Origin of the sequence: Streptococcus sp. DFI.7.26 (genome assembly GCF_022240605.1) — a bacterium.
Lineage (GTDB): Bacteria > Bacillota > Bacilli > Lactobacillales > Streptococcaceae > Streptococcus > Streptococcus xiaochunlingii.
On record NZ_JAKOGN010000010.1, the window covers coordinates 42,677 to 54,540 of the forward strand.

Genomic DNA, 11,864 nt, shown 5'->3' on the forward strand with positions numbered 1-11,864 from the left:
TTAAGAAAGGGTTTACAAAAACAAAAGCGTGTGCTATACTTAATCCATAAGTGAATACAAGGTGAGTGTTAGTAAGTTAGATTACGCATGATCACAGATGAATCGGGGAGAAGCCTCTCTGATCTCATTTGTGGTCATTTTTTATACCCTTAACCTTAAATAAACTAGCAAGGAGAGTACCATGTATCGGATTTTAAATCCACTCAATCACAATGTTGCTCTGGTGAGGAATGACAAAGGGGAAGAACTGATTGTCATTGGAAAAGGAATCGTTTTTGGGAAAAAGAAGGGTGACCTAGTCCCTAAAGAAAAGGTAGAAAAGCTCTTTCGGATGAAAACAGAGGAATCCCGAGAGAACTTTATGACCCTGCTAAAAGACGTTCCTTTAGACTTCATCACAGTGACCTACGAGATGATTGATTACTTGAGCAAAAAGTATCACTACCCCGTTCAAGAATATATCTATGTGACCTTGACCGACCACATGTTTTGCTCTTACCAGGCAGTGACCCAAGGCAGGTATAAGGAAAGTAATCTTTTGGATATCTCAGAGAACTATCCAGTGGCTTTTGAGATTGCCAAAGAGGCAGTAGACATCTATCGGGAGAAGCTCACAACTAGCTTCCCTGAAGATGAGGTCACTCGTATCGCCTATCATTTCATCAACGCAGAAGGTGAAAATGGAGCGGAGGTCGTGGATTCCATGGACCAGCGCAAAGAAATCTTAAAAGGTGTGGAAGAGGTTTTGGATAGTTATTCAATCAAACGAACCGAGACCAACAACAACTTTTATGATCGTTTCATGATTCATCTTAACTACTTCTTGGATTACCTGGATCGCAATCGGGATGATAATCAATCGCTTCTAGATATGGAGGAACATATCAAAAGCTCCTATCCCAAAGCCTTTGAGATTGGTTCCAAGATTTATGATGTGATTTCTAGGGAGACCGGGGTTGACTTGTACAAGAGTGAACGAGTCTATCTGGTCTTGCACATTCAACGCTTATTGTAACAACTTTTAAATATTAAGAAATTCAAATTGGAGGAATTGGTCATGACCAAAGAAGAAATGACACTATTAGGTTTTGAGATCGTTGCGTATGCAGGGGATGCTCGTTCTAAACTCTTGGAGGCCCTCAAGGCGGCTGAGAAGGGTGACTTCGCTCAAGCGGAAAGCTTGGTAGAAGAAGCAGGAAGCTGTATCGCAGAGGCTCACAAGTCTCAAACAACTATGCTAGCGCAAGAAGCAGCAGGAGAAGACCTCCCCTACAGCATTACCATGATGCATGGACAGGACCACTTAATGACAACGATCCTATTAAAAGATGTGATTCATCATCTCATTGAATTATACAAAAGAGGAGTAAAATAATGCATAAATTAATTGAATTAATTGAGAAAGGAAAACCTTTCTTCGAGAAGATTTCTCGTAATAAATATTTGCGTGCGATTCGTGATGGATTTATCGCGGGGATGCCTGTGATCTTATTCTCGTCTATCTTTATATTGATTGCTTACGTCCCAAATGCGTGGGGCTTCCATTGGTCAAAAGAAATTGAGAATTTCTTGATGACACCTTATAGCTATTCGATGGGAATTCTGGCTTTCTTCGTAGGTGGAACCACAGCCAAAGCTTTGACAGATTCTGTCAACCGTGATTTACCTGCAACAAACCAGATCAACTTCTTGTCAACTATGTTGGCATCTATGGTTGGTTTCCTACTAATGGCAGCTGAACCAGCGAAAGAAGGAGGTTTTCTGACTGCCTTCATGGGAACAAAAGGTCTTTTGACAGCCTTTATTGCAGCCTTTGTTACCGTTAATGTTTACAAAGTCTGCGTGAAAAATAATGTGACTATTCGCATGCCAGACGAAGTTCCACCGAATATCTCTCAAGTATTTAAAGACTTGATCCCATTCACTGTATCTGTTGTTCTCCTTTATGGACTTGAATTGGTTGTGAAGGGAAGTCTGGGTGTAACAGTAGCTGAATCTATTGGTACTCTCCTTGCGCCTCTCTTCTCAGCAGCAGACGGTTATGTTGGTATTACGATCATTTTTGGTGCTTTTGCTTTCTTCTGGTTTATTGGTATTCACGGCCCATCTATCGTTGAACCTGCGATTGCAGCGATTACTTATGCAAATGCTGAAGTCAACTTGAACCTTCTCCAACAAGGTATGCACGCTGATAAGATCCTTACATCTGGTACACAAATGTTCATCGTTACTATGGGTGGTACTGGTGCAACTCTTGTTGTTCCGTTCATGTTTATGTGGTTATGTAAATCAAAACGAAATCGTGCTATTGGACGTGCTTCAGTAGTTCCTACATTCTTCGGTGTAAACGAACCAATCTTGTTTGGTGCACCGCTTGTTTTGAACCCAATCTTCTTTATCCCATTCATCTTTGCACCAATTGCAAACGTATGGATCTTTAAGTTCTTTATTGAAACACTTGGCATGAACTCATTTACTGCCAACCTTCCATGGACTACACCAGGACCTCTTGGTATTGTTCTTGGTACAAACTTCCAGTTCTTATCATTCGCTCTTGCAGCATTGTTAATTGTAGTAGATATTGCTATCTACTATCCATTCCTCAAGGTTTATGATGAACAAATTCTTGAAGAAGAACGTTCAGGTAAAGCTAATGATGAATTAAAAGAAAAAGTAGCTGCAAACTTTAACACTGCAAAAGCAGATGCTATTCTTGCAAAAGCTGGTGTTGAAGGTGAACCAGTTCAAAACAATATCACAAAAGAAACAAACGTATTGGTTCTTTGTGCAGGTGGTGGAACTAGTGGACTTCTTGCCAATGCTTTGAATAAAGCTGCTGCAGAATACAATGTTCCTGTGAAGGCTGCTGCTGGTGGTTACGGTGCTCACCGTGAAATGTTGCCAGAATTTGACCTTGTTATTCTTGCTCCTCAAGTAGCTTCAAACTATGAAGATATGAAGGCTGAAACAGATAAACTTGGAATCAAATTGGCTAAGACTGAAGGAGCTCAATACATCAAGTTGACTCGTGATGGTAAAGGCGCTCTTGCATTCGTTCAAGAACAATTTCAATAATAAATACATTTACTGTTAATTGAAGTGAGATGGAGAAGGATTGCTCACTTACTCCTCTCCATCTTGCTTTGTTTTTATTTCATGATTGAGAAGGGGAAACTTATGTCAAAAACATTACCTAAAGATTTTATTTTTGGTGGGGCAACGGCTGCCTATCAAGCAGAAGGAGCTACCCATACTGATGGTAAAGGACCAGTTGCATGGGACAAATACTTAGCAGACAACTATTGGTATACTGCTGAACCAGCAAGTGATTTCTACCATAAATATCCAGTAGATCTTCAATTAGCTGAAGAATACGGTGTCAATGGTATTCGGATTTCCATTGCCTGGTCGCGTATTTTCCCAACTGGCTATGGTGAAGTCAATCCAAAAGGGGTAGAATTCTATCATAAGTTATTTGCAGAATGTCATAAACGTCATGTAGAACCATTCGTAACTCTTCACCACTTTGATACTCCTGAAGCTCTTCACTCAAACGGAGACTTCTTGAATCGTGAAAATATCGAACACTTCGTAGATTATGCTGCCTTCTGTTTTGAAGAATTCCCAGAAGTCAACTATTGGACAACCTTTAATGAAATTGGACCAATCGGTGATGGTCAATACTTAGTAGGAAAATTCCCTCCAGGGATTCAGTATGACCTTGCCAAAGTTTTCCAATCACACCACAATATGATGGTTTCTCATGCGCGTGCTGTGAAATTGTATAAAGACAAAGGGTATGAAGGTGAAATTGGAGTTGTGCACGCTCTTCCAACCAAGTATCCGTTGGATCCAGAAAATCCAGCAGACGTTCGGGCGGCTGAATTGGAAGATATCATCCATAACAAGTTTATTCTAGATGCAACCTACCTTGGACACTATTCCGATAAAACCATGGAAGGCGTAAACCACATTCTTTCAGTTAATGGTGGTGAGTTGGATCTTCGAGACGAAGACTTTGTGGCACTTGAAGCAGCTAAAGACCTGAATGACTTCCTTGGAATTAACTACTACATGAGTGATTGGATGGAAGCATTTGATGGTGAAACTGAAATCATCCACAACGGTAAAGGGGAAAAAGGAAGCTCTAAGTACCAAATTAAAGGTGTTGGTCGTCGTGTAGCTCCTGACTATGTACCTCGCACTGACTGGGACTGGATCATCTACCCTCAAGGTTTGTATGATCAAATCATGCGTGTCAAGAAAGATTATCCAAACTACAAGAAGATCTACATCACTGAAAACGGACTTGGATACAAAGATGAATTTGTGGACAACACTGTTTACGATGATGGCCGGATTGATTATGTGAAGCAACACTTGGAAGTCTTGTCCGATGCGATTGCGGATGGAGCCAATGTCAAAGGTTACTTCATCTGGTCCCTCATGGACGTCTTCTCTTGGTCAAATGGTTACGAAAAACGCTATGGTCTCTTTTATGTGGACTTTGAAACCCAAGAGCGCTACCCGAAAAAATCGGCTCACTGGTACAAGAAAGTAGCAGAAAGCCAAGTAATTGAATAAAGAAATAAACATGTAAGAAGGCTTATCCGTAAGGGTAGGTCTTTTTTGGAAAAGTGTTTATTGTAAACAAAACAATTCACTCATTTCTAGTAATAATTTTTTGTTTGGAGGGTCAATATAGTTTTTACATGATATAATTAAATTGTTGAGTTAATATCAGGAGATTATGATGGAGATTGATCAAAATAGTTTGCCTTTTTACAATTCGTAGCCTGCCCCTAAGGGCAGGTTTTTTGGTGTCTTAAGGAAACTATTTAACAGAATTTTTGATTAAAAGTTTCATTTTAAGAGAGAAATCTCTAATTTCATAATCGATAAGCAAACGCTTGCATTCCTTTTTTTATTAGATTATAATAGGTTGGTATAAAGCCTTCTGTAATAATATTGAAAAAGTGTAGAAAGTAAGGATTTAGAATATTTGTAGTCAAAAATACAATGTTGCTTCTTACGATAGGGAGATAGATATGGCAATGATAGAAGTGCAACATCTTCAGAAAAATTTTGTGAAGACAGTCAAGGAGCCGGGGTTAAAGGGAGCCTTGCGCTCCTTTATTCATCCTGAAAAGCAGACCTTTGAAGCGGTCAAGGATTTAACTTTTGAAGTTCCAAAAGGGCAGATTTTAGGATTTATCGGGGCAAATGGTGCTGGGAAGTCAACCACCATCAAAATACTGACAGGAATTTTGAAGCCCACATCTGGCTTTTGTCGGATTAACGGCAAGATTCCCCAGGATAATCGCCAAGATTATGTCAAGGATATTGGAGTCGTTTTCGGACAACGCACCCAGCTATGGTGGGATTTGGCTCTGCAAGAGACCTACACGGTCTTGAAAGAGATCTATGATGTACCGGACTCGCTTTTCCATAAGCGCATGGACTTTTTGAATGAAGTTTTGGATTTGAAGGAATTTATCAAGGATCCTGTGCGGACTCTTTCACTAGGTCAACGGATGCGGGCGGATATTGCGGCTTCCTTGCTTCACAATCCCAAAGTTCTCTTTTTAGATGAGCCGACTATTGGTTTGGATGTGTCGGTCAAGGACAACATTCGTCGGGCCATTACTCAGATTAATCAGGAGGAAGAGACAACTATTCTCTTGACTACTCATGATTTGAGTGATATTGAGCAACTCTGTGATCGGATTTTTATGATTGATAAGGGGCAAGAGATTTTTGATGGAACGGTTAGCCAGCTCAAGGAGACCTTTGGAAAGATGAAGACTCTCTCCTTTGACCTGACGCCAGGTCAAAATCATCTAGTCTCTCATTATGAGGGCTTGCCTGATATGTCCATTGATAGACAAGGAAATACTCTCAATATTGAATTCGATAGTTCCCGCTACCAGTCGGCTGATATTATCAAGCAAACCTTATCTGATTTTGAAGTTCGTGATTTGAAGATGGTAGATACAGATATTGAAGATATTATCCGTCGCTTCTATCGAAAGGAGCTCTAAGATGGTCAAATTGTGGAGACGTTATAAACCCTTTATCAATGCAGGGATTCAGGAGTTGATTAGCTATCGAGTCAACTTTATTCTCTATCGGATTGGTGATGTCATGGGGGCTTTTGTGGCCTTTTATCTCTGGAAGGCTGTCTTTGACTCCTCCCAGGAGCCTTTGATTCAGGGCTTCAGTATGGCAGATATCACTCTCTACATCATCATGAGTTTTGTGACCAATCTTTTGACCAGGTCTGATAGCTCCTTTATGATTGGGGAGGAGGTCAAGGATGGCTCCATTATCATGCGCTTGCTGAGACCAGTGCATTTTGCGGCCTCTTACCTTTTCACCGAACTTGGCTCCAAGTGGTTGATTTTTATCTCTGTTGGACTGCCATTTTTAAGTGTCATTGTTTTGATGAAAATCTTATCTGGGCAAGGTATTGTAGAAGTGCTGGGATTAACTGTCCTTTATCTCTTTAGCTTAATTCTGGCTTATCTGATTAACTTTTTCTTTAATATCTGCTTTGGATTTTCAGCCTTTGTATTTAAAAATTTATGGGGTTCCAATCTACTCAAGACTTCAATAGTGGCCTTTATGTCTGGCAGTTTGATTCCCTTAACGTTTTTTCCAAAGGTGGTTTCAGATATTCTCTCCTTATTGCCATTTTCATCCTTGATTTACACTCCGGTTATGATCATTGTTGGGAAATACGATGCCAGTCAGATTCTTCAAGCACTTTTGCTTCAGCTTTTCTGGCTTATAGTGATGGTGGGCTTGTCTCAGATGATTTGGAAACGAGTCCAGTCATTTATCACCATTCAGGGAGGTTAGTATGAAAAAATATCAACGCATGCATCTGATTTTTATCAGACAATACATCAAACAAATCATGGAATACAAGGTGGATTTTGTGGTAGGTGTGTTGGGAGTCTTTCTGACTCAAGGCCTAAACCTCTTGTTTCTCAATGTCATTTTTCAACACATCCCCTCGCTAGAAGGTTGGACCTTTCAAGAGATTGCCTTTATCTATGGATTTTCCTTAATTCCAAAGGGATTAGATCATCTCTTTTTTGACAATCTCTGGGCCTTAGGTCAACGACTAGTCCGAAAAGGGGAATTTGACAAGTATCTGACCCGTCCTATCAATCCTCTCTTTCATATTCTGGTTGAGACCTTTCAGATTGATGCCTTGGGTGAACTTTTGGTCGGTGGAATCTTACTAGCGACAACGGCGGCTAGCATTGCTTGGACTCTTCCAAAATTCCTGATTTTTCTAGTTTGTATTCCTTTTGCGACCTTGATTTATACTTCCTTGAAAATTGCAACAGCCAGCATCGCTTTTTGGACTAAGCAGTCAGGTGCCATGATTTACATTTTTTATATGTTTAATGATTTTGCCAAGTACCCGATTTCCATTTACAATTCGCTCCTTCGTTGGTTAATTAGCTTTATTGTGCCTTTCGCCTTTACGGCCTACTATCCTGCCAGCTATTTCTTGCAGGACAAGGATGGACTCTGGAATATTGGTGGCTTGATTCTGATTTCTCTTATCTTTTTTTGCATCTCTCTGAAACTCTGGGATAGGGGGTTAGATGCCTACGAAAGTGCTGGTTCGTAAGAGCTAAAGTAAGACTAAAACCAAGAAAAGATTTTGTAATGTTTGTTATTAAAGAAGTTAAGGATGAGAGCAAAAAATGGCAGTTGTCGCTGAAATTTTAAAGGATTTGCCAGAATACTTTGGAATACCAGAAAGCACACAAGCCTACATCGAAGGAGCCAAGGACTTGAAGGTGTAGACCGCCTTTCAGGAGAGTAATTTGCTTGGCTTTGTAAGCTTGTCCTATTCTAGTGAAGATTGTGCAGAAATTGATTGTCTCGGTGTAAAAAAAGCTCATCAAGGTAGAGGAATTGGGAGTCAATTGCTTGCTACTTTAAAAAGTGAAGCACGCAAAAACGTTGATTATTTACAAGTGAAAACAGTAGCAGAAGGCTCTAATAAAGATTATGATCGAACAAATATCTTTTATCGCAGTCTTGGCTTTAAAAAATTAGAGATTTTTCCACAACTTTGGGGGCCTCAAAGTCCTTGTCAGATTTTGATTAAAAAGATGAATTAAGAACCCCTTGACATCCTTCCTTATAGTGCTATACTATAAGGGTAATCGCCGATTTAGCTCAGTTGGTAGAGCACCGCACTCGTAACGCGAAGGTCACAGGTTCGATCCCTGCAATCGGCATCAAATGATACAAGAAAAGCCCCTTGTGACGGGCTTTTTTTGATGTTGAATCACTTTTTGTACCAAATTATTATAAAAGTTTTCGGATGTTTTCAAATTCATCGTTAATCTTCTCTTGTAATGTATAATCGTAGTCTTAGCTAATATGGGAATGGCTTTATCAATATTCTAGAGCTATTTTAGAAATGCTCAAAACTATCTTTCCAGAAAATAAAAATTTTTCGGAAAGTTAGCTATTAATATTTATCAATGATAAAAATAGTATGTTTTAAGGGACTGACCCCAAAAAGTGAGAATTTAATAAAAAGACTTGACATAATTCGTTTACAATGGTAAACTTATTTTAAACATATTCGTTTACATATGTAGACGACTAGGGGGGAAGGGGAATGAGCACAATAGAATTTAATACTTATATCACAGATGCAGAATGGGAAGTCATGCGTGTAGTTTGGGCAAATGATCGAGTAACTAGTAAAAAAGTCATTTCCGTATTGCAAGAAAAAATGGACTGGACACAATCCACTATCAAAACGATCTTAGGTCGATTAGTTGGAAAAGGCGTACTAAATACAGAGCATGAAGGTAGAAAGTTTATTTACACTGCCAATATTGAAGAGACAGAAGCCGTAAGGGATTATGCAGAAGATATTTTTAACCGTATTTGCAATAAGAAAGTCGGAAATGTAATAGGAAGCATCATTGAAGATCATGTTTTAAGCTTCGATGATATAGATCGACTAGAAAAAATATTAGAGATGAAAAAATCTTTCGCAGTAGAAGAAGTGGATTGCAATTGTCCAGAAGGACAATGCGAATGTCATTTACATCATCATTAAGCATAAGGAGGAATTTAAAATGAATAATGACAACAAATATTCGTCCCATAATCACCATGATTATGACGACATGGATAAGTTAAAACACGAGCATGGAATCACAGATGAACATGGATACCATAAGGATCAACATCAAGTACATCATGCTGGGCATGATCACTGCGGGCACAGTGGGCATGATCACAGCGGGCACAGTGGGCATAATCACAGCGGACACAGTGGGCATGCCCACCATCATCACGGAAGCTTTAAGGAACTTTTCTTAAAGTCATTGCCACTAGGAATCATTATTATGCTCTTAGTCCCTTTGCATGGATTTGAACTACCATTCCAGTTTACTTTTCCATATTCTGATATTGTAGTAGCTATTTTATCTACTATATTAATTATTTATGGTGGACGTCCATTCTATCAAGGTGCAGTTGACGAATTTAAACAAAAAGAACCTGGAATGATGGCACTCGTTTCTTTAGGTTTAAGTGTTTCATATTTATACAGTATTTATGCTGTGATCATTACCTACGTAACGGGTGAACACGTGATGGACTTTTTCTTTGAATTTGCTTCATTACTATTAATCATGCTATTAGGTCACTGGATTGAGATGAAAGCTATTGGAGAAGCAGGAGACGCTCAAGCAGAATTGGCTAAGTTAGTGCCGAAAGATGCTCACGTTGTATTAGAAGACGATTCAATTGAAACACGACCAGTTGCTGACTTAAAGGTAGGTGATTTAATTCGTGTTCAAGCCGGAGAAAATGTGCCAGCAGACGGGATTATCGAGCGTGGCGAATCACGTTTAAATGAAGCTCTTTTGACTGGAGAATCAAAAGCAGTTAAAAAAGGCCCTGGCGATGAAGTAATCGGGGGCTCAACAAATGGAGAAGGGGTTCTTTATATTAAAGTGAATGAGACAGGTGATCAATCCTTCATCTCTCAAGTTCAGAATTTAATCAGCCAAGCTCAAAGTCAGCCTTCCAGAGCAGAAAATATTGCTCAAAAGGTTGCAGGGTGGCTCTTCTATATTGCTGTTATTGTCGCGCTAATTGCTTTTGTAGTGTGGATGATTATTGGAGATATCCCAACGGCAGTTATATTTACTATTACTACATTAGTTATTGCTTGTCCGCACGCATTAGGTCTGGCTATTCCATTGGTAACCGCCCGTAGCACAAGCTTAGGAGCTAGCCGTGGCTTACTAGTAAAAGACCGCCAAGCCTTAGAAATAGCTCAAGATGCAGATGTGATCATTTTAGATAAAACGGGTACTTTAACAACTGGTGAATTTAAAGTATTAGATGTAAAACTTCTTAATGACGAATATACAAAAGAGGAAATCATTGCCTTATTGGCAGGTATTGAAGGAGGATCTAGCCACCCAATTGCTCAATCAATTATAAGGTTCGCCGAGCAGCAAGATATACGTCCAGCATCTTTTGATTCGATTGATGTGATTTCCGGTGCTGGAGTAGAGGGTAAAGCAGGTGAGCACCGTTACCAATTAATCAGTCAAAAAGCCTATGGACGTAATCTTGATATGGATATTCCAAAAGGAGCAACTCTTAGTGTCTTAGTAGAAAACGATGATGCCATTGGTGCTGTAGCTTTAGGGGACGAATTAAAACCAACGAGTAAAGAGTTAATTAAAGCTCTTAAAAAGAACAATATTCAACCAATTATGGCAACAGGTGATAATGAAAAAGCGGCTCAAGGCGCAGCAGAAGTTTTAGGGATTGAATATAGATCAAATCAATCTCCACAAGACAAATATGAGTTGGTTAAAACACTTAAAGATGAAGGAAAGAAAGTTATCATGGTAGGTGATGGTGTAAATGATGCTCCTTCTCTTGCCTTAGCAGATGTTGGTATAGCTATAGGTGCTGGAACTCAAGTTGCATTGGATTCAGCTGATGTCATATTGACTCAATCCGATCCAGGAGATATTGAATCATTCATTGAATTAGCACACAAAACAACTCGTAAAATGAAACAAAACCTATTTTGGGGAGCTGGTTATAACTTTATAGCTATCCCTCTAGCTGCAGGAATTTTGGCTCCTATTGGTATCACATTAAGCCCTGCATTAGGAGCAATCCTAATGTCTGTGTCAACAGTCATCGTCGCCATTAATGCGATGTTATTAAGTTTAGATCCAAAAAATAACGGTTAACAGATCGAATGATTGAAACTCCTTAAAGTATCAAGATACAATATTTTACAGGAGAAAAAGAGATGTAAGTACTGGCTCTTTGTAAAATCGTGTTGGTAGAAGTAGACGATTTTTCTACCAACACGATTTTTAATTTATTATAGAACTGATTTCTTTTAAAATCCTAAAAGCCACCTATTTCGACAGTTTTATAGCTTGTTATTCTATTTTCTTGACAATAATACCACCGTCTCCACACGTTTTTTAACCATAAAAAGCCACCTCCATGAGCATTTGATTATATTGTACCAAATCCAACTTGGAGGTGTTTTTATTTAATTCTAATTTACGGGGGTCAGTGCCAATTAAAATTGCGTATTTTTTATTTAAAATGTATTAGAATTAAATTCATATAAAATATGCACGAAAAATAAATCAAAATTAAAAAGTACAAATTAATGAAGTGATTATTGATAAAAATAGTTAATAATTGGTTAAACAAAATATATAACTCGTTTAAAAATTTATAGAAATGAACCATTATAAATCTCCTCTTAAATATTGAAAAAACCATTGGCAGTGGACATACTTTAAGACTATATATTTCTG

Annotated in this window: 9 protein-coding genes, 1 tRNA gene and 1 pseudogene; all 11 read left to right on the top strand. The window is 38.8% G+C overall.

All coding sequences use genetic code 11. The features are described from left to right. Nucleotides 1-181 precede the first annotated feature (181 nt). The 11 genes and pseudogenes from L0M85_RS08050 to L0M85_RS08100 all read left to right on the top strand — a co-directional run bounded on the left by L0M85_RS08050 (nt 182) and on the right by L0M85_RS08100 (nt 11,276). A complete protein-coding gene (locus L0M85_RS08050) occupies nt 182-1,015 on the top strand; it encodes a transcription antiterminator (RefSeq protein WP_048691506.1) in 834 nt (277 codons plus the stop codon). Between the two features lie 42 nt (nt 1,016-1,057). Further along, nucleotides 1,058-1,375 (top strand): PTS lactose/cellobiose transporter subunit IIA, encoded by a 318-nt coding sequence (locus L0M85_RS08055; protein WP_117745228.1) that lies wholly within the window; start codon nt 1,058-1,060, stop codon nt 1,373-1,375. Continuing rightward, nucleotides 1,375-3,075: a lactose-specific PTS transporter subunit EIIC gene (locus L0M85_RS08060; protein ID WP_238656815.1), complete on the top strand. Its 1,701-nt coding sequence runs from the start codon at nt 1,375-1,377 to the stop codon at nt 3,073-3,075. The genes L0M85_RS08055 and L0M85_RS08060 overlap by 1 nt, the downstream gene beginning before the upstream one ends. 102 nt (nt 3,076-3,177) lie before the next feature. Further along, nucleotides 3,178-4,584: a 6-phospho-beta-galactosidase gene (gene lacG, locus L0M85_RS08065; RefSeq protein ID WP_238656816.1), complete on the top strand. Its 1,407-nt coding sequence runs from the start codon at nt 3,178-3,180 to the stop codon at nt 4,582-4,584. A gap of 464 nt (nt 4,585-5,048) precedes the next feature. Then, on the top strand, nt 5,049-6,041 hold the full coding sequence (locus L0M85_RS08070) for an ATP-binding cassette domain-containing protein (protein WP_238656817.1): 993 nt from the start codon (nt 5,049-5,051) through the stop codon (nt 6,039-6,041). Nucleotide 6,042: 1 nt separating this feature from the next. Then, nucleotides 6,043-6,861: an ABC-2 family transporter protein gene (locus L0M85_RS08075; RefSeq protein WP_238656818.1), complete on the top strand. Its 819-nt coding sequence runs from the start codon at nt 6,043-6,045 to the stop codon at nt 6,859-6,861. 1 nt (nt 6,862) lies between these two features. Then, nucleotides 6,863-7,648: an ABC transporter permease gene (locus L0M85_RS08080; protein ID WP_238656819.1), complete on the top strand. Its 786-nt coding sequence runs from the start codon at nt 6,863-6,865 to the stop codon at nt 7,646-7,648. Between the two features lie 38 nt (nt 7,649-7,686). Beyond that, nucleotides 7,687-8,147, top strand: a pseudogene (locus tag L0M85_RS08085) (N-acetyltransferase). A 47-nt stretch (nt 8,148-8,194) separates the two neighbouring features. Continuing rightward, a tRNA-Thr gene (locus L0M85_RS08090) sits at nt 8,195-8,267 on the top strand. 389 nt (nt 8,268-8,656) lie between these two features. Further along, on the top strand, nt 8,657-9,106 hold the full coding sequence (locus tag L0M85_RS08095; protein ID WP_002908710.1) for a CopY/TcrY family copper transport repressor: 450 nt from the start codon (nt 8,657-8,659) through the stop codon (nt 9,104-9,106). A gap of 19 nt (nt 9,107-9,125) precedes the next feature. Beyond that, nucleotides 9,126-11,276, top strand: a complete 2,151-nt coding sequence (locus L0M85_RS08100; RefSeq protein ID WP_238656820.1) for a heavy metal translocating P-type ATPase — start codon at nt 9,126-9,128, stop codon at nt 11,274-11,276. Nucleotides 11,277-11,864 lie beyond the last annotated feature (588 nt).

Coding starts and splice junctions, on each gene's coding strand:
- lacG (WP_238656816.1), top strand. CDS start 3,178: ATGTCAAAAACATTACCTAAAGATTTTATTTTTGGTGGGGCAACGGCT.
- L0M85_RS08080 (WP_238656819.1), top strand. CDS start 6,863: ATGAAAAAATATCAACGCATGCATCTGATTTTTATCAGACAATACATC.
- L0M85_RS08075 (WP_238656818.1), top strand. CDS start 6,043: ATGGTCAAATTGTGGAGACGTTATAAACCCTTTATCAATGCAGGGATT.
- L0M85_RS08095 (WP_002908710.1), top strand. CDS start 8,657: ATGAGCACAATAGAATTTAATACTTATATCACAGATGCAGAATGGGAA.
- L0M85_RS08060 (WP_238656815.1), top strand. CDS start 1,375: ATGCATAAATTAATTGAATTAATTGAGAAAGGAAAACCTTTCTTCGAG.
- L0M85_RS08055 (WP_117745228.1), top strand. CDS start 1,058: ATGACCAAAGAAGAAATGACACTATTAGGTTTTGAGATCGTTGCGTAT.
- L0M85_RS08050 (WP_048691506.1), top strand. CDS start 182: ATGTATCGGATTTTAAATCCACTCAATCACAATGTTGCTCTGGTGAGG.
- L0M85_RS08100 (WP_238656820.1), top strand. CDS start 9,126: ATGAATAATGACAACAAATATTCGTCCCATAATCACCATGATTATGAC.
- L0M85_RS08070 (WP_238656817.1), top strand. CDS start 5,049: ATGGCAATGATAGAAGTGCAACATCTTCAGAAAAATTTTGTGAAGACA.